Source organism: Caballeronia sp. SL2Y3, assembly GCF_022879575.1.
In the GTDB taxonomy this organism is placed as follows: domain Bacteria; phylum Pseudomonadota; class Gammaproteobacteria; order Burkholderiales; family Burkholderiaceae; genus Caballeronia.
On record NZ_CP084260.1, the window covers coordinates 1,702,158 to 1,720,574 of the forward strand.

General features: G+C 62.0%; 14 protein-coding genes and 1 tRNA gene. 8 read left to right on the plus strand and 7 right to left on the minus strand.

Annotated elements, in window-relative coordinates:
- The first annotated feature begins 99 nt into the window (after positions 1-99).
- The 4 genes from LDZ26_RS08035 (at position 100) to LDZ26_RS08050 (ending at position 7,050) form a co-directional block, all read left to right on the plus strand.
- Positions 100-864 (plus strand): M48 family metalloprotease, encoded by a 765-nt coding sequence (locus tag LDZ26_RS08035; RefSeq protein WP_244846756.1) that lies wholly within the window; start codon positions 100-102, stop codon positions 862-864.
- A gap of 1,255 nt (positions 865-2,119) precedes the next feature.
- Positions 2,120-4,495: a type VI secretion system Vgr family protein gene (locus LDZ26_RS08040; protein ID WP_244846757.1), complete on the plus strand. Its 2,376-nt coding sequence runs from the start codon at positions 2,120-2,122 to the stop codon at positions 4,493-4,495.
- 3 nt (positions 4,496-4,498) lie between these two features.
- On the plus strand, positions 4,499-5,848 hold the full coding sequence (locus LDZ26_RS08045; protein WP_244846758.1) for a VRR-NUC domain-containing protein: 1,350 nt from the start codon (positions 4,499-4,501) through the stop codon (positions 5,846-5,848).
- A complete protein-coding gene (locus LDZ26_RS08050; protein ID WP_244846759.1) occupies positions 5,845-7,050 on the plus strand; it encodes a type VI immunity family protein in 1,206 nt (401 codons plus the stop codon). The genes LDZ26_RS08045 and LDZ26_RS08050 overlap by 4 nt, the downstream gene beginning before the upstream one ends.
- Positions 7,051-7,276: 226 nt before the next feature.
- Here the strand turns inward: LDZ26_RS08050 and LDZ26_RS08055 are convergent.
- From LDZ26_RS08055 to cysS, 6 genes are all read right to left on the minus strand, one after another.
- A tRNA-Ser gene (locus LDZ26_RS08055) sits at positions 7,277-7,369 on the minus strand.
- 175 nt (positions 7,370-7,544) lie between these two features.
- Positions 7,545-8,795 (minus strand): aspartate kinase, encoded by a 1,251-nt coding sequence (locus LDZ26_RS08060; protein WP_175944160.1) that lies wholly within the window; start codon positions 8,793-8,795, stop codon positions 7,545-7,547.
- A gap of 340 nt (positions 8,796-9,135) precedes the next feature.
- Complete coding sequence (tilS, locus tag LDZ26_RS08065) at positions 9,136-10,563, minus strand: tRNA lysidine(34) synthetase TilS (protein ID WP_244846760.1); 1,428 nt, start codon at positions 10,561-10,563, stop codon at positions 9,136-9,138.
- Between the two features lie 49 nt (positions 10,564-10,612).
- Positions 10,613-11,584: an acetyl-CoA carboxylase carboxyltransferase subunit alpha gene (locus LDZ26_RS08070; RefSeq protein ID WP_244846761.1), complete on the minus strand. Its 972-nt coding sequence runs from the start codon at positions 11,582-11,584 to the stop codon at positions 10,613-10,615.
- Between the two features lie 127 nt (positions 11,585-11,711).
- Positions 11,712-12,752: a DNA-3-methyladenine glycosylase gene (locus LDZ26_RS08075; protein WP_244846762.1), complete on the minus strand. Its 1,041-nt coding sequence runs from the start codon at positions 12,750-12,752 to the stop codon at positions 11,712-11,714.
- A 47-nt stretch (positions 12,753-12,799) separates the two neighbouring features.
- Positions 12,800-14,197, minus strand: coding sequence for a cysteine--tRNA ligase (gene cysS, locus LDZ26_RS08080; RefSeq protein ID WP_244846764.1), 1,398 nt, complete (start codon positions 14,195-14,197; stop codon positions 12,800-12,802).
- Positions 14,198-14,660: 463 nt separating this feature from the next.
- On the opposite strand from cysS, the gene LDZ26_RS08085 reads away from it, so the two are divergent.
- The 4 genes from LDZ26_RS08085 (at position 14,661) to LDZ26_RS08100 (ending at position 17,519) form a co-directional block, all read left to right on the plus strand.
- Positions 14,661-15,461: a M48 family metallopeptidase gene (locus LDZ26_RS08085; RefSeq protein ID WP_244846766.1), complete on the plus strand. Its 801-nt coding sequence runs from the start codon at positions 14,661-14,663 to the stop codon at positions 15,459-15,461.
- 93 nt (positions 15,462-15,554) lie between these two features.
- Positions 15,555-16,133, plus strand: a complete 579-nt coding sequence (locus LDZ26_RS08090) for a peptidylprolyl isomerase (protein WP_206466594.1) — start codon at positions 15,555-15,557, stop codon at positions 16,131-16,133.
- 73 nt (positions 16,134-16,206) lie between these two features.
- Positions 16,207-16,698 (plus strand): peptidylprolyl isomerase, encoded by a 492-nt coding sequence (locus LDZ26_RS08095; protein WP_244846768.1) that lies wholly within the window; start codon positions 16,207-16,209, stop codon positions 16,696-16,698.
- 11 nt (positions 16,699-16,709) lie between these two features.
- On the plus strand, positions 16,710-17,519 hold the full coding sequence (locus LDZ26_RS08100; protein ID WP_244846770.1) for a UDP-2,3-diacylglucosamine diphosphatase: 810 nt from the start codon (positions 16,710-16,712) through the stop codon (positions 17,517-17,519).
- On the opposite strand, the gene cysE is transcribed toward LDZ26_RS08100, so the two are convergent.
- Positions 17,514-18,308, minus strand: a complete 795-nt coding sequence (gene cysE / locus LDZ26_RS08105; protein ID WP_244846772.1) for a serine O-acetyltransferase — start codon at positions 18,306-18,308, stop codon at positions 17,514-17,516. The genes LDZ26_RS08100 and cysE overlap by 6 nt on opposite strands.
- Between the last annotated feature and the right edge of the window lie 109 nt (positions 18,309-18,417).

Sequence of the window (18,417 nt, forward strand, 5' to 3'; positions counted from 1 at the left end):
ATAGGAATTTTCGGATAGCTTACGACGCGCTCGCCCGTGAGCATTGCGCTCCGTCCGTGAATCATCGCGGATCGACCACAACAACTCATAAGGCAGACCATGAAACACGTTCGCATTGCAATCGCAGCCTCCGCAGCATCCGCAGCCTTCGCGCTCGCTTCCTGTGGCAACGTCGCCAACCTGAGCCCGGACACGCTGCTGCAATCCGGCCAGATGGCCACGCAAGCGTTCACGCTCAGCGACGCCGACGTGCGCCAGCTCTCCGACAAGTCGTGCGCCGAGATGGATGCGCAGAACAAGATCGCGCCGGCGTCCAGCGCATACGCGCAGCGCCTGAACCGCATCTCGAAGCAGCTCGGCGACAACATCAACGGCGTGCCGGTGAACTACAAGGTGTACATCACGAAGGATGTCAATGCATGGGCGATGGCCAACGGCTGCGTGCGCGTCTATAGCGGCCTGATGGACATGATGAACGACGACGAAGTGCGCGGCGTGGTCGGCCATGAAATGGGCCACGTGGCGCTCGGCCACACGAAGAAGGCGATGCAGGTGGCCTATGCGACATCGGCGGCGCGCTCGGTGGCGTCGTCGGCGGGCGGCGTGGTCGGCAGCCTGTCGGCATCGCAGCTCGGCGATCTCTCGGAAAAGTTTGTCAACGCGCAGTTCTCGCAGTCGCAGGAAAGCGCCGCCGACGATTATTCGTTCGATATGCAGAAGAAGAAGGGCTACAGCCCGGCGGGACTCGTCACCGCGTTCCAGAAGCTCGCGGCGCTGGATGGCGGGAAGTCGAGCATGCTGAGTTCTCACCCGTCGTCGCCGTCGCGGGCGAAGCATATCGAGGAGAGGCTTGCGGCGAAGTGAGGTTGTTTTGAGTCGCGCGAGCGGGAACAGATGCGCACGAGTCACTGAGTGATGAGCACGCGGTGCCTGGGTAGGATGTGGATTCGATGCATGGCACCGCGGGGTCGTTTGCGTTGTTGCGATTGCCGGCCTGCTGTTGTCGGCGTCGACGTGCGAGGCGCGGAGGGAGTGAATTCGACGTTGGAGCCGGTGTCTCGACAAACACTGGCGAGCGGGGAGGCGAAGCACTGCATGCGTCGCCCTATTGCCCCCGCGCCGGCGCTCGTCAAGCGGTATGGAGTCAGCGTCATATTGCACGTCCGTTCTTCGTCGCGCCGTCGGCAAGGCGACACCCCAGGACGAGTCGCCAGTGCACGCTTTGGAGCAGCTCTGGTGCTTAGTTAGAAGAAAGCGTCTCCGTCCGCTATCTCGTCGGAGAAGCATTCGATCAAGGCGGCGTATCAACTAAAGACATCCACCCTGTTCAATAACGCCGCTCGTTGACCGAAGCGTGGCGCGGGATAGTCGGTGATTGACACCAAGAGCCCCGCGTGTGCGGCGCTTTCAAAACAAATCAGTCGATGCCATACGGCAGCGTGGTAGAACAGATAGAAACGAACTGCACCTAGAGTCAGTAGTAACGCCAACGCTCGCGACGATGGGTTCTCAGCATGTTTGAAGCCATTGATCGCATACTGCGCTCGGCGCAAAAGCGGATCCAAAGATCAGGGCATAGGCAAATGCAGACACGTTGCCGTGTTCAGTGGTCCCAGCAATCATGCCAATGCATGCTGAACAGCGGCCAGGATAGCCGCCGCGACAAGCGACTGATCCAGACCGCCGATTGCCACGATAATAGGGCACCGGCGACCAGAAAGACAACGGACCATGCGATGCGCTTCGATTGATTTCCCAAAGCAGAATCTACTGGCGGCGCGGGTCGTTACTTTCGCAAACCGCCATACGGGCGCCATGACGCGGGATTCGCGCCGAGCTACAACGCTAAGAGGATGTCCGCACTGGCAGCGATCGCATCCGTGGAATACCGGAAGCATCCGATATAAGCCAGTTTTGAGTGCGGACAATTCGAGACGGCGCCCGCTCCCATGCGATAGTTTGCGGAGCATCGCCTTCGCGCTTGTTTTCCCATCTAACAATCAGCGATAAGCCGAATTCAACTACCGGGAGAATGGGATTTTTCCCATACCCGAACCGCTTGATAGGGGTAGCGTCTATTCTTCGTATTCCTTACCATGTGATGGCGCTGTGCTATCTGATGCCGTACGCATTGCATGACGTTATCGACTTCAACCCGAGCACCTCTATGCCTCAACAAAGCGATATGCGCTTTACTATCGAACTTGCCGGTGGTGGTCCTTTCAATGTAGTTGAGTTCGATCTCGATGAAGCAATTTCGTCATGCTTCGAACTTGTCGTCCATCTATCCAGCGAGAACCCCGCGGTCGATTTCGGTTCGATTCTCGATCAGCCCGCGTTGCTTACGATCTGGCGGGGCGACACGCCCGTGCGGTATGTACATGGGCTAGTCAGCACTTTCGAACAAGGCGAGACAGGCTTCAGGCGCAGCCGATATAAGGCGACCATTGAGCCTGCATACGCCCGCGCCGCAATACGCTCTAACTGGCGTGCTTTCCAACTGAAAAACGTTCCGGAAATCCTGCAAACGCTCATGACCGAACAGAGAATTACGGACTACGAGCAACGGATCTATGGCGTTCACCAGACGCGCGAATTTTGCGTGCAACCCGGCGAGACCACTCTCGCGTTCTGCGACCGGATTGCAGCCGAAGAAGGACTGATCTACAGCTTCGTCCACACAGGACAAGGCCACCGCCTGATCCATAATGATCGCCTGATTGTGCACGGCGCAATCGGCGGCGCCCCGGTTTCGTACAACCCGAACCCCGGCGGCGACGCGCCCGAACCCGCGCTGCGTACCTTCCGTTACGCCGAACGGGTACGAACCAGCCGCGTGACGCGACGTGACTATACGTTCCGTAATCCGAGGTATGCCCACGAGCATAGCAGCACTGGGGCAAGCCTCGGTCATCAAGGCTCGGGCTATGAAAATTTCGGGTATCCCGGACGATACAAGACAGACGAAGCGGGACGACCTTTTACGCAAACGCGGCTGCTGGCCTTGCGCGGCGATGCGCAGATGGTCCGCGCCGAAGGCGACGACGCGCGCCTCACGCCCGGTCTGGCCTTCGAACTGACGGGGCATCCGCGCGAGGAGTTGAACCGTAGCTGGCGTCCTGTGCGCATCCGGCATCGTGGCGTACAGCGCACCAGTCAGCAGGAAGAATCCGCCGACACCATCGAAGGCACGCTGTATCGCTGCACCGCCGATCTCATACCGGACGATGTGGAATGGAAAGCGCCGCTGCTGCCGAAGCCGCGTATCGACGGACCGCACATAGCGACCGTCACCGGCCCTGCGGGAGAGGAAATCCATACGGACCAGCATGGCCGGGTCAAAGTTCAATTTGCATGGGATCGCGAAGGCAAAAACGACGAACATAGTTCCTGCTGGATTCGCGTGGCGCAAAACTGGGCCGGTGCTACTTGGGGGCACATGGCGATACCGCGTATCGGACAGGAAGTGATTGTGGACTGGCTCGATGTTGATTGCGACCAGCCGATCATCATCGGCCGCGCCTATAACGCCCTGAACCTGCCGCCCTACGAACTGCCACGCCACAAGACGCGCATGACCATCAAAAGCCAAACGCATAAGGGCGATGGCTTCAACGAACTGCGTTTCGAGGACGAAGCCGGGCAGGAGGAAATCTACGTCCACGCGCAGAAGGATCAGAACATCCACGTGAATCATGACGAGACGACTTTCGTAGGGCATGACCACCACGAGAATGTCGAGCATGACCAATCGATCGGTATCGGGCACGACCGCACGGAGACGGTAGGCAATGATGAGCAGGTGTCCATCGGTCGCGAGCGGCGTCATAGCGTTGGACAGGATGCGTTCCTCATAATCGAGCGCAATCACACGATTGCTGTCGCTAAGGACCGCGTTGAAACGGTTGGCAACCATCGCAAGGAGCAGACGACGGCGAACCATATCGTGGACGTCGGCGGCCATGTTGAACAATCCGTGCAGGGGCGTTACAGGCTTATCACGGGACAACGCATCGAACGCCAAACGCAAAAGTATCTATTGCAGGCCGCTGATCGTGCGGTGATCCAGGGACCGGGCGGCACGATCACTCTCGACAATAGCGGCGTCACCATCGAAGGTATGGCGATTCGGTTCAAAGGCCCGGTGTCGATCGGCGATGGCGGCGTCGGTCATGCCAAGGCGGTTGACGGAAATCCCGCGGAGGGGCTACCTAATGGCCCGTATCAGGAGTTCTTCGTTTTGCAGGATGCAATCACGGGCAAAGTCCTGCGCAATCACCCTTACCGCCTGCAACGCTGGGGCAAGGGCGAGGTGGAAAGTCGGTCCGACGCGCAGGGACGCACGCAGGTTGTGAACACCGAAAACAGCGAGTTGCTGAGCGCAGAAGCTCACCCCGACCCCGCACAACAACTGATGCTCAATTCATCGTACTGGGATCAGCACGCTGATTTCAAGATCGATTTTCTGCGCAATCCCGCACCAGACCAGCACTAAGCCATGGCAAACCTACCGCGCACCGCATCACGCGCGCCCAGTGGCGGCGCGCGCACCACCACGAAATCCAACGCTGAAGGAACCGTTTTACCCGTGGTCAATCCGCTGGACCTCTGGTATCTGTGCGAGAAAGCCGTCTACGCCAAACGCAATCCGTATCGGCGGGCAAAGGACGGACGGCCCATGTACCAGCGTACCGTCACGACGCTCGTACGCGCCGATAATGAACTATTCAAATATCACTTTCCGTACTGCGGCGAGGTTGGTTACGACATGACCGTCTCACCACCGAAGCCGCTGATGAGTCGTGGAGAATCGTGGCGGCCCAGTCGCTTTCCGCTCTCGTTCTATAAGCAGATCACTACCGAGATCATGCCCGATTACGCGGCGCTGGAAGTGGAACGCGACCTAATCGGCAAAGACGAACTCGAATCGACGATTGCGCTTCCCCTACCCGACGATGTGGACAAGCGTGGCCTGTGGACCGACGTACAGGGCGGCGTGCGCGGGCTGCTGCGTATTCCCGATGCGCTGCGGCTGCAAAGCTTCAACAACCCCGGAGAGGCGCAGTACAGTCAGCCCAATCTGGCATGTGTGATCGAGATGAAGTTTCCGGGGGACTATCTTTCAGAAAGACAGCAGCGTGCCTATGAAAACATTGCTGGCCTGAAGAGCAATTTTCGGTTGCTCGAAATATCCCGCTGTGAGATTGCAGACAAGCGCCTTCGCCGAGACTGGATGCGTGCTGCCCAGAAAGAGCCCGTCTACAAACCTGTGGGACAAGCGATGAGTCTGCCGACACGCGCCATGGCCGATCCTTATCAATTGCTGGCGGGCCTCATTGATGCAGAACACGATTTGGCACGGCGACAACTCGAAGTCAAGCCACCGCCTCCGGGTACGCCTGTGATGAGCGCGCTCCCCGATCCTGCCGAGGCGGAAGCGCGCCGCCGTCAAGGCGTGGCGCAGATCGAGATGACGCTAGCCGCACCATTCGTCGTCGTTGGCGCGGGCATCCTCGCCATTGCAGCCGTCCCGGCTGCCGGTGGTGCTGCCGCAGGGGAAGCAACCACCATCGAGGCTAATGCGGGAGCCGAAGTCATTCAGTTCAATCGCTATTTGCGTGCGGCCCGCGTAGCGCGCGCGACGGGTACGGCAGCAGCAGCGGGGACCGCTGCCGACAAGCTTGCTGCACGGCCCGCCGACCTACCCCAAGCGACCACGCCTGCTCTTTCGCCTGAACCGCAGCGCCGTTGGGATGCTTATTGGGAGTGGGAAAAACAGCAGCGATTTCAACCTCAAGAAGAAAAACACTATCTCTTCTGGCCCGATGCGCCGAGGATCGCACAATGAACGAACAAGAGTTCTTCGAAGCATTCGAAACCGAGCGCTGGAATTTCACATTTGTGGATGAAGCTGACACGACAAAGCCTGTGCAGCAGGTTGGCTTAGTGGCTGTCTTCCATCTTGTGGATGCCTATTTGCCAATTAGACGGAAGCACATTGCCGAGGCATTTACTCTTTACGATAAACACTATGGCAGCAAGTTGAAGGGTGGCTATCGTGAGGACCTTGGAATGCGTATACGGCCTTATAGCCGTGAAGAATTCCACGATTGTGTTAGCTATATTGAAACCATCGGCTTGAACGACGCAGTGGAGTTCAAGTGGATGTCGCGCCCGAATCTTGATCTGGTCAGCGATTACATGTTTGGAGTCTTCTCGCCCGAGGGTTGGTATGAAAAGGTGCATGGATCACTCACGAAGGTTCGATTTTATCTGCCGGTAGAGGAGTTAAAGAATGATGGTCAAGCACATTTCGAAAAGGTAATGACCGAGATGTGCCAACTTCTACGGCCGATTCATGGGGCCGCAGGCCTCGCTGTTCAGGAATCCCACGCGTGGGAGGACTTCCAACATACCGAATACGAAACGGCGTGGGCATATCGCGGCGTAGACGTATGCATTCCCACCGACAACAAGTCGTGGCGTGACGGCTATTCCAACCTCAATTGGTACACCTTCATCGCCCACCACTGGCTTGCCAAACTTGGCACGCCCGAAGAACTAAGGACCAAACTCGACGACGACCGTATCGAGGTCATACCGTACGAATGGGGTAGCATGATTCGGGCAGGCAACTGGCCGCAACTAGGGAAGGCTGATGTCGATCCGCAACCGGAGCTTTACGTCAAGGTGAACGAAGCCATCAAGCCGCTGCGCGTAGATGATATCGGATCGCTGCATTACGGCTCCGTGGGCGGCGAAGTGCGTTTCAACCGGCGTACTAGTAATTCGTGGCTGCGGCGCTTCGACCGACCACGAGCGCCATCCACCGGGGCGGCCGATGATTCCGATAATGCTGTTGAGTCGTCGTCGGCCAAGAGCGAAGCCCGCCGCTTTCTTCGTATCGCCTCGGGCACGCCATGCCCTTGGCCGGGCGTATGGCTATGCGAGGAAGCCGAACACCTAGGCCCACAGACCGTTGCTCACGGCGTGCCCATGCCCGAAATCGAGGGACGCGCCGTGACATGGCGGCTAATCAGAGGACTTTGATATCCTGTCGCCAACTATGTGCCGCCCATACTTGCAACAAGTGGCGGCGCGATTCCCAGCAAGTTGATCCGATGGGTTCGTATCGCTTCATGAGGTGTCGTTGGAGTTCTATATGCTTTGCGGAATAGTCACGTAGAGATGCTACAGGAGCGTGGGTTGCTTTTTGCTCGTCGAAAAAGCAAAAGCCCCGTAAGTCGGTGAACTTACGGGGCTTCCTTCCTACCACTGGCGGAGACGGAGGGATTCGAACCCTCGATCCAGTTCTTAGCCAGATGCTCCCTTAGCAGGGGAGTGCCTTCGACCTCTCGGCCACGTCTCCCAAACTTTTCGTTGCACCGGGAGTACAGTGCAACGAGATCGAGATAATAGCCTGTTCAGCCGCAGCGGTCAAATTCGCATGACGATTTTTTCCAATCGATCAAATTCGAATCTCGCCGACAGCCGAACCGCAACAGTGCCAAGGTACGAAGCCGCCCGGCCGGCCGGTCAGGCGCTCAGCCGCGATCCAGCTCGAACGCCTTGTGCAGCGCGCGAACCGCGAGCTCGGTGTACTTCTCGTCGATCAGCACGGAGATCTTAATTTCCGAAGTCGAGATCATCTGGATGTTGATGCCCTCTTCCGACAACGTGCGGAACATCGTGCTCGCAATGCCCACGTGCGAACGCATGCCCACGCCCACGACCGACACCTTCGACACCTTCGGATCACCCAGCACGGTTTCCGCGTTCACGTGGCCCTTTACCTGGCCGTTCAGGATCTCCAGCGCGCGCTGGTAGTCGCCGCGGCCCACCGTGAACGTGAAGTCGGTCTTGCCGTTCACGCTCTGGTTCTGGATGATCATGTCGATGTCGATGTTCGCATCGGCCACCGGACCGAGAATCTGATACGCGACGCCCGGCTTGTCGGGCACGCCCATGACGGCGATGCGCGCTTCGTCGCGCTGGAACGCGATGCCGGAGATAACTGCCTTTTCCATGTTCTCGTCTTCTTCAAAAGTAATCAGGGTGCCCGAGTGCATCTCGGCCTCGAGCGGCATGAGCGGATCGGTCAGGCTGGACAGCACCCGCGTCTTCACCTGGTACTTGCCGGCGAATTCCACCGAGCGGATCTGCAGGACCTTCGAGCCCAGGCTCGCCATTTCCAGCATTTCCTCGAAGGTCACGCGATCCAGCCGGCGCGCCTCTTCGACGACGCGCGGGTCGGTCGTGTAGACGCCGTCGACGTCGGTATAGATCAGGCACTCGTCGGCCTTCAGCGCCGCCGCGATCGCGACCGCCGACGTATCCGAGCCGCCGCGCCCGAGCGTGGCGATATGGCCTTCCGGATCGACGCCCTGAAAGCCCGTGATGACCACGACCTTGCCCGCGTCGAGGTCTTTCAGCACGCGCTCGCCGTCGATTTCGCTGATACGCGCCTTCGTGAACGCGCTATCCGTCTTGATGGGCACCTGCCAGCCGGCATAGCTCACGGCGTCGAGGCCTTCGGCGTGCAGCGCGATGGCGAGGAGTCCCACGCTCACCTGCTCGCCCGTGGAGGCAATCATGTCGAGTTCGCGCGGGTCCGGGTTCGCCGTGATGTCTTTTGCAAGACCGAGCAGGCGGTTGGTTTCGCCGGACATCGCCGAGGGCACGACGACCATTCGGTGGCCGGCCTTGTGCCATTTGGCGACGCGCTTGGCGACGTTCTTGATGCGCTCGACCGAGCCCATCGAAGTGCCGCCGTATTTGTGTACGATGAGTGCCATTGTCGTTTTGAACTGAAGGGAAAACCGCGCTGACGCGCTCGATGCGTGCTGCTCGTGTTGCTATGGCGTTGCGCTCGACGGCTTCGCGGATAGGGAAAGCCAATCACGAGACGCGGGTGCCGCCGCATACCCGCCCAGGGAGTCGCACTCGTGGAGTGACTTGTGCGCGCAAGGGCGCAAGCGGCACATCACGGGCGAAATTCGCGTCTTTTGAACGGAGATGCCGCGCAAAGCGCGTGGCGGGCAAACGAGTTACGGTACCTGAACGAGGCCTAAATTTCAAGATTGGGCGGCGTAGCGCGCTATTTTACCGCCTTCGCAGACCGCTCCGTGGCGGACCTCAGGCCAGCAGCAAATCCGGCCGCCAGACGATGCGGCGCAACGGCGCATTCGCCGTCTCCGGCGCCACTTCGCGATTCACGCCGACGAGCGGCACGAAGAGAAGCGCATCGCGAATGAAAAGCAGCGGCACGTCGCGCTTCCACGCCGGCACGCCGCGCTCCTGAAACAGGTTCTTGAGCGTGCGGCTCGGCGCATCGGCGAAAAGGCGCATGCGCTCGCCTCCGGCACGCGAACGCGCGACGATGGGCGCCGCGCGTAACAAACCCTCCGCGACGACATCGACACCGGGCAACGCGGCCGGCTCGAACACGAACGAGCCGCGCCACTGCGGCAGCCGCCAGACTTCATCGCCCTGCCAGTGCAATTCGCTTGGCGCCTTCGGCACCGCCGCGCCCTGATCGAGGTCGGGCGCATCCGCGCTGTCGCCCGTCTCCCAGAAGAGCGCGTTGCGATACACGCGCAGACACCGCCCCGCGTGATCGACGCGCAGCGCATGACCGTCGCGTGCATTCGCCGCGCGCCGGAGTTGGCGCAGCATGTCCGCGACGCGCGCCGTCGATGCAGCCGGCAAGTCGCGCGTGCGCATCCAGTAGCGCAGCACGTTCACGGCGCGTTCGTCGTCGAGCGCGAGCAGCGCGTCGAGGGCGAGCGCGCCCTCCTCTTCGCTCTGCGCGGTGTCCATGTCGAGACGGGCCAGATCGTCGAGCAGCCGCTGCGCCGATGCCGCGTGTGACGCGGTGCGCGCGAGCGCATCGCGAAAGCCGGGGAAATGCACGGCGAGCACCGGCAGCACGTCGTGGCGCAGCGCGTTGCGCGCGTAGCGGGTATCGGCGTTCGATTCGTCGTCGATCCAGCTTAAGTCGCGCTCGTGCGCGTACTGCTCCAGTTGCGCCCGCAAGAGCCGCAAGAGCGGTCGCAGGCGCGGCACGTTCGCGCCGTCGAGCCGCTGCGGCGCCATCGCGGCGAGCCCCGCGACGCCCGCGCCACGCAGCAATTGCAGCAGCACGGTCTCCGCCTGATCGTCTGCGTGATGCGCGATCAGGAGCGCCGCCGCGCCGTGCGCGTCGCAGAGTTCGTCGAGCGCGCGATAACGCGCATCGCGCGCGGCGGCTTCGAGGCTCTCGCCGCCCGCGCGCATCACGTCGACATGGCGCGCCGCGTAACGTACGCCGAGCGATGCCGCGAACGACTGGCAGTGCGCGGCCCAGGCATCGGCGTTCGGACTCAAGCCGTGATGCACGTGGAACGCGACGACGCGCGCCGCGCCGAACACGCGCACGGCGGCATCGAGCAAAACGGTGGAATCGAGACCGCCGCTCAATGCGACGGCGAGCAGCGAATCAGCGGCGAGTCCGGCATCGGCCACCGCCGCGCGGACCGCCTCGAGCACGAGGCGGCCGGCCGTGGTTTCGCTGTCGGATGTCACGAGAATCGTGAGGAGAAGGAAGAAGGAAGCAAGCGTCAGAACGACGCGATCATGCGCCGGGCATCGATTCCTTGAACTTGCCGTAGGCCATGATCTTGTCGAAGCGGCGGTCGCGCAAGTCTTGCATGCTCATGCCCTGGAACTGACGCAGCGAATCGGCGAGCGCGCGGCGCAGCAGCGCGGCCATGCCCTTCGGATCGCGGTGCGCGCCGCCGAGCGGCTCGTTCACGATCTTGTCGATGAGTCCGAGCGCCTTGAGCCGATGCGCTGTCAAACCGAGCGCCTCGGCCGCTTCGGGCGCCTTCGCCGCGCTCTTCCACAGAATGGACGCGCAGCCTTCCGGCGAGATGACCGAATACGTGGAGAACTGCAGCATCATCACGGTGTCGGCGACGGCAATGGCCAGCGCGCCGCCCGAGCCGCCTTCGCCGATGATCGTCGTGATGATCGGTGTCTTCAGTTCGGCCATGACGAACAGATTGCGGCCGATGGCTTCGGACTGCCCGCGCTCTTCCGCGCCGATGCCCGGATACGCGCCCGGCGTATCGACGAACGTAAAGATCGGCATGCTGAATTTTTCGGCCAGGCGCATGAGCCGCTCGGCCTTGCGATAGCCTTCCGGACGCGGCATGCCGAAGTTGCGCAGCGCGCGCTCCTTGGTGTCGCGGCCCTTCTGATGGCCGATCACCATGCACGGCTGGCCGTTGAAACGCGCGAAGCCGCCGACGATAGCGAGGTCGTCCGCGAAAGAGCGGTCGCCATGCAGTTCGTGGAAGTCGGTGAACAGTTCGCTCACATAGTCGAGCGTGTAAGGACGCTGCGGATGACGCGCGATTTGCGACACCTGCCACGGCGACAGGTTGGCGTACAAATCCTTGGTGAGCTGCTGGCTCTTCTTCGACAGCCGCTCGATTTCTTCCGAGATGTCGACAGCGGAATCGTCCTGAACGAAGCGGAGTTCTTCGATCTTCGCTTCGAGTTCAGCGATCGGCTGCTCGAAATCCAGAAACGTGGTCTTCATGTGTTCGAGTCCTTGAACAACGGGCAGGGGCGCAAGGGCGTCTATTCTAACCGCCTCCGTCCCTGTTAAAAACGCGCGGGAACTATCAATTATAAATCAACGATAGCCCGGCAAATGCGCTTGCGAATCAGTGGTCTGCGGGAATCGGGTTCAGGCTGCGCCACATGTACCACGTCGCGACGGTTCGCCACGGCTCCCAGTTCGCCGCGACTTCGCGCGCTTCGCTGCGCGTGACCGGCTCGCCGCTGAAGTAATTCACGCTGATCGCCTGAATGAGGCCGAGGTCGTCGAGCGGCAGCACGTTCGGGCGCGACAGGTTGAAGATGAGAAACATCTCCGCCGTCCATCGGCCGATGCCGCGAATCTGCGTGAGCTCGGCGATCACGGCTTCGTCGTCCATCGACGCCCATGTATCCACGTGCAGCGCGCCCGAGACGAAGTGCTGCGCGAGATCTAGGATGTACTCGGTCTTGCGCTTCGAGAGGCCGCACGCTTGCAGCTTCTCCGCGCCGAGCGCGATGAAATCCGCCGGCAAGATGGTCGGACACGCGGTCTTCACGCGCTCCCAGATGGCTTGCGCGGCCTTCACCGAAATCTGCTGTCCGGCAACCGAACGCGCGAGCGTCGAGAACGGATCGCCGAGATTGACGAGATGCATCTGCCCGAACTTCGGGATCAGTTTCTTGAGAATGCGGTCGCGCTTCATGAGATCGGCGCAGGCCTTGTCCCAGTAATCGGGACGCTCGATGTCGCGCGTGAGGCCGCCCACTTGCGCGGGCACGGCGGCATCGGCCGTGACCACGCGCGACTTGCGAACGACTTCGCCCGGCTCCTTGTCCGCGACGAGCGATTGCGCGTTCGCCGCATCGCTCGTGGATGCGCGGACGTTGCCCTTCGCTCGCGGCGCGGGTGCGATGTCAGCCTTCGACGTCCGCGCCGAGACATCCTCGCCATTGACGCGGCGCGCGCCGTTCACGTGCGCGCCTGCCGTGTCCTTCGATGCCCGCTTGAGCGCGGTCTTGCGCGGCGCTGCGGTCGAGGCACCAGCGGTCTGCAAAGCGGTCTGCGTGCTTGCGTTCAATTGCGCACCGCGCGTCCGCTTCGTTGCGGGCGACGCAGCACTTCCTGACGCGGGTCGCTTGACCGGCGTCTTCCTGGCCGTTGCCATCTTGCCTCCTGCCTGGCGAGTCGATCAGAGGGTTCGAAGGTTCGCGCTCAAACGCGACGCCATTCGGTCGACCCACCCGGTTTGTCTTCAAGCGCAATCCCGGCTTCGAGCAACTGGGCGCGAATCCGGTCTGCTTCGGCATAGTTCTTCGCCTGCTTCGCCGCGATGCGCTCGGCGATTCTGGCTTCGATCTCTTGCGGCGAAAGGCCTTCTGCCGCAGCGGTGCCGCCTGCTTGCTGCAGGAAGGCGCGCGGCTCGCGGCCGAAGAAACCGAGCACCTGACCCAGGCCCTTCAGCTGGCGCGCGAGCGCGGCATCGCGCGTGCGGTTGACTTCACTTGCGAGATCGAACAGCACGGACACGGCCACCGGCGTGTTGAAGTCGTCGTTCATCGCAGACTGGAAACGCTGCGCGTTCGCCTCGTCCCAGTCAAGTTGCTGATTGTCCGGCTCGACATCCTTCAACGCCGTATATAGACGCGTCAGTGCGTTCCTTGCATCGTCGAGATGCACGTCGCTGTAGTTCAGCGGCGACCGATAGTGTGCCCGCGCAATAAAGAAGCGCACCACTTCGGCATCGAATTTTTCGAGCACTTCGCGAATCGTGAAGAAGTTGCCGAGCGACTTCGACATCTTCTCGCTGTCGATCTGCACGAAGCCGTTATGCATCCAGTAGTTCACGAAGATCTGGCCGGTCGCGCCTTCGCTTTGCGCGATCTCGTTCTCGTGATGCGGGAACTGCAAGTCCTGACCGCCGCCGTGAATGTCGAAATGTTCGCCGAGCAGTTTGCAGGCCATGGCCGAACATTCGATATGCCAGCCCGGACGGCCGCGTCCCCACTTCGAGTCCCAGCCCGAGTCCGCGGGCTCGCCCTCCTTCGCGCGCTTCCACAGCACGAAGTCGAGCGGATCTTCCTTCGCGTCGTTGGCCGCGACGCGCTCCCCCGCGCGCAGGTCTTCGAGCGACTTGCCCGAGAGCTTGCCGTAGCCCGCGAACTTGCGCACCGCGTAGTTCACGTCGCCGTCCTTCGCGTGATACGCGTAGCCGTTGGCTTCCAACGCATCGATCATGCCGAGCATCTGCGGGATGAAGTCGGTGGCGCGCGGCTCCAGGTCCGGGCGCGCGACGCCGAGCGCATCGGCGTCTTCGTGCATCGCCGTGATGAAGCGCTGCGTGAGCGACTTGATCGGCTCGTTGTTCTCGACCGCGCGGCGGATGATCTTGTCGTCGATGTCCGTGATGTTCTGAACGTGCGTGACCTTGTAGCCGAGCGTGCGCAGCCACCGTTGCACGAGATCGAACACCACCATCACGCGCGCATGGCCGACATGACAATAGTCATAGACCGTCATTCCGCAGACGTACATGCGTACCTCGCCGGGGCGAAGCGGCGTGAAGGGTTGCTTGTCACGCGCGAGCGTGTTGTAGATGCGCAGCGAATTCATAGAGGACAGTGCGTGAGCCGGAACCAACCGTGCGTGGAGTCGCAAACGGCGTGCTCGATATTGCGGGGCGAAGAAGACGCACACGCGAGCGCGAACACGACGGTCATGCGACCAGGACGGAGACGGCCACGAGTGGCGAAGACAGTCCGATGTCGGCAGCGCGTGAGCACGAGCGTATGTCGTGTGCAAGACGCGTGCGCGGAACGTCCGGACCTTTTGTTAGAATGGGTCGGAGTATAACACCCGGATTTGAGCCCATGAAACCTCCTGGCGGCCGCACGGCAGGCAATGTGACGCATGCTTTGCGCTTCGCTCTCGGCCCCGCCGTTCATGGTGTTTCGTGCGTCGCCCGGCGGTCGCTTCGCGGGTCGTTCGCAGCCCGCGCTCCGCTATCTCGGCTATCTTCGCTTTCTTCCCGCCTCCTTCCTTGACCCATATTCAAGTGACTCACGCCCAAGCGCGCATGCCTCTGCAATTCTCTCGCCGGCCCGCTGCCGATCGCTTCCTTTTCCAATTCCGCTCACGCTTTGCCGCGACGCTTGTGCGCACCGCCGCTGTCGCCGTCTTCGGCGTTGCCGCATGCTTCGGCTGGTCGAACGCGGCGCTCGCGCAGGTATCGACGGCCACGGCGGACGATACGCCGCAGATCGACGCCGCCATCGCCGGCAAGGACTGGAACGCCGCGCTCACGCAACTGGACGCGCGCCTGGCCACGCATCCGCGCGACGTGCAGGCGAAGTTCAAGCGCGCGACGGTGCTGGCACGTCTGAATCGCGACGACGAAGCCATCACCGCGTTCACCGAGCTCACGCAGGCCTACCCCGAGTTGCCCGAGCCGTATAACAATCTCGCCGCGCTGTACGCGAAGAAAGGCCGCTACGAAGATGCACGCGTCGCGCTGGAAACGGCCGTGAAAGCGAATCCCGGCTATGCCCTCGCCTACGACAATCTCGGCGATCTGTATCTGCGGCTTGCGAGCGAATCGTACAAGCGCGCGCAGTCGCTCGGCTCGACGAGCCCGCTCACGCGGCAACGCGTGACCGCCATCCAGAACATCATCACGCCGCCGCCGAGAAAGCGCGGAGCGGCTGCGGCTTCGGGCGCGCAGGCGGCGTCGGCGCCGCGCGCGGCATCGGATCTGTGGACGCCCGCGCCGGGCTCCAACGTCACGACGATGCCTTCGCCCGACAGCTACTCGCCGTTCGGCGGACCGAGCGGCCCATTGCCGACATCGCCCTATGTCGCGCCCAACGGCCAGCCGTAAGCAGGAGAACCCGCGCGCGCAGGCGGTAAGCTGTCGTCCTGCGCCGCGCGATTGCACGACGCTTTGCATCCATCAATCGAGGATTGGACCTTCATGAAATTGCTGATGTTGGCGCTGTCCGGCGCCGCCCTGATCGCGACAGCCCCCGCCTTTGCTCAGAGCGCGCAGGCCGCGCATCCGAACGTGCTCTTCAAGACGTCGCAAGGCGACATCCGCGTCGAGCTGTATCCCGAGAAGGCGCCGAAGACGGTCGAGAACTTTCTCGCCTACGTGAAGTCCGGTCAATACAGCGGCACGATCTTTCATCGCGTGATTCCCGGCTTCATGATTCAGGGCGGCGGCTATAGCACGAGCTTTGCTGAGAAGCCCACGCGCGCGCCGATTCCGCTCGAAAGCCGCAACGGCCTGAAGAACGCGACCGGCACCATCGCGATGGCGCGCACGAGCGATCCGAATTCGGCAACGGCGCAGTTCTTCATCAATACGGTCGATAATGCCGGCCTCGACTATCCGAACCCGGACGGCAACGGCTATGCCGTGTTCGGCAAGGTGGTCTCGGGCATGGATGTCGTGAAGAAGATCGAAGGCAGCCCGACCACCACGCGCGGGCCGATGGCCGACGTGCCGCAGAAGCCGACCGTCATCGAGTCGGCCACCGTGGTGTCCCAGTAACACGAACACTCGCGGCGGCGCGCGATGGTCGCGCGCCGCGCATTGCGCTCATTCAACACACCGGAGAAAGAACATGGTCGAACTGCATACGAACCACGGCGTCATCAAGCTCGAACTCGACGCGGAGAAGGCGCCGAAGACCGTTGAGAACTTCCTCAACTACGTGAAGAAGGGCCACTACGACAACACGGTGTTCCATCGCGTGATCGACGGCTTCATGATTCAGGGCGGCGGCTTCGAGCCGGGCATGAAGCAGAAGCCGACTGACGCGCCGATCCAGAACGAAGCCAACAACGGCCTGACGAACGACACCGGCACGGTCGCGATGGCGCGCACGAATGACCCGCATTCGGCCACCGCGCAGTTCTTCATCAACGTGAAGGACAACGACTTCCTGAACCATTCGTCGCCGACGCCGCAAGGCTGGGGCTACACCGTGTTCGGCCGCGTCGTCGAAGGGCTGGATGTCGTCGAGAAGATCAAGAAGGTCAAGACGGGCTCGAAGGGCTTCCACCAGGACGTGCCGGTCGATGACGTGATCATCGAGAAGGCCGTGGTGGTCTGATCGTTCATCGCATGATCGATACGAAGTCTTTCGGTCGCGAATCGAAACACGAGGCAGCGGGCAGCGCGCACGTCGCGCGCCCGCTGTTTTTCATTTCGGACCTGCACTTGAGCGAGGCGATACCGAAGACGGTCGCCGCGTTCGAACATTTCATCGAAGTCACGGCCAGCGAGGCGGACTCCGTTTTCATTCTCGGCGACCTGTTCGAGTTCTGGGTCGGCGACGACGTGCTCGATCCCGCCGTGGACCACGAGCGCGCACGCTTCGCGCGGCGCATGACCAAGCTCATGCACACGCTTTCGGAGCGCGGCATCGGCCTATATGTGATGCACGGCAATCGTGACTTTCTGCTGGGCAAACGTTTCATGCGCGAAGCCGGCGCCATGCTGCTGCCCGATCCGTATGCGATGACCGCGTTCGGCACGCGCATCGTGCTCGCGCACGGCGACGCGCTGTGTACCGCCGATCGCGCGTATCAGCACTTTCGACGCTTCGCGCGCAACCGCTACGCGCAACGCGCCTTTCTCGCGCTGCCGCTCGGCGTACGGCTCGCCATCGGCGAGCGCATGCGAGGCAAAAGCGAAGGCGCGCGCATGCACGGCGTATCGGCGAAATACGACGTGACGCGCAAGGCCGTGTCGGAGCTCTTCATCCGAAGCCGCACGCATACGCTGATTCACGGCCATACGCACCGTCCCGCGATGCATCGCGAAGTGGAAGGCGTGCGCTGGGTGCTGCCCGATTGGGAACTGGATATCGACGCGCCGCGCGGCGGCTATCTACGTCTGGATGCCGGCGGCGTGCGCGCGCTGCCGCTATAAGTGACGTTCGGCGCTGCGCGCCTCGCCTTCTATCACTTTTGAGAGGCGCTTCAGGTCGAGCAGCGCCGCGCCGTCCACGCCGTGCAGCGCCTCGACGCGCGCGCCGAGCCGCTCCAGCGCCGCGACGATCTCGTCGGTGCGCTGCGCCTGCGTCGATGCGTGATCGATCAGGCCGTGAATGGCGAGCGACACGGGATCGTCCGCATTCGGCGTGATGCCGTACGCGCAGAATGCGGCGCTCGCGTTCTCGCGCGCATCGGGCTTCTTCGCGACCGCCGGCATCACCACGCGCGCCGGATTGCCCACCGCCGTGCCGCCCGCCGGCACCGGCTTCACGACGACGGCGTTCGAACCGATCTTCGCCTGCGCGCCGACGCTGAAGCTGCCGAGCACCTTCGCGCCCGCGCCGACGATCACGCCTTGTTCGAGCGTCGGGTGCCGCTTCGCGCCGCGCGAGAGCGACGTGCCGCCGAGCGTCACGCCCTGATAGATGGTGCAGTCGTCGCCGACGATAGCCGTCTCGCCGATCACCACGCCCATGCCGTGATCGATGAATACGCGCCGCCCGAGCGTCGCGCCCGGATGAATTTCGATGCCGGTCAGAAAACGCGCGATCTGCGAGACGAAGCGCCCGAGCCAGCGCCAGCCGCGGTTCCAGCAGCCGTGCGCGAAACGATGCAGGACGATGGCATGCAGGCCCGGATAACACGTGACGACTTCAAAGACGCTGCGAGCGGCGGGATCGCGCTCACGAATGGCGGCGATGTCTTCGCGAAATCGGTCGAACATGGCGGTGGTCTCGGTCGGGGGAAGGATGGCGCTGGATCGCGCTGGGTCGCACTGGGTCGCACTATGTCGGGCTTTGCTCTGCTTTGCTGGAAAAGCGCAAAGCTTATGA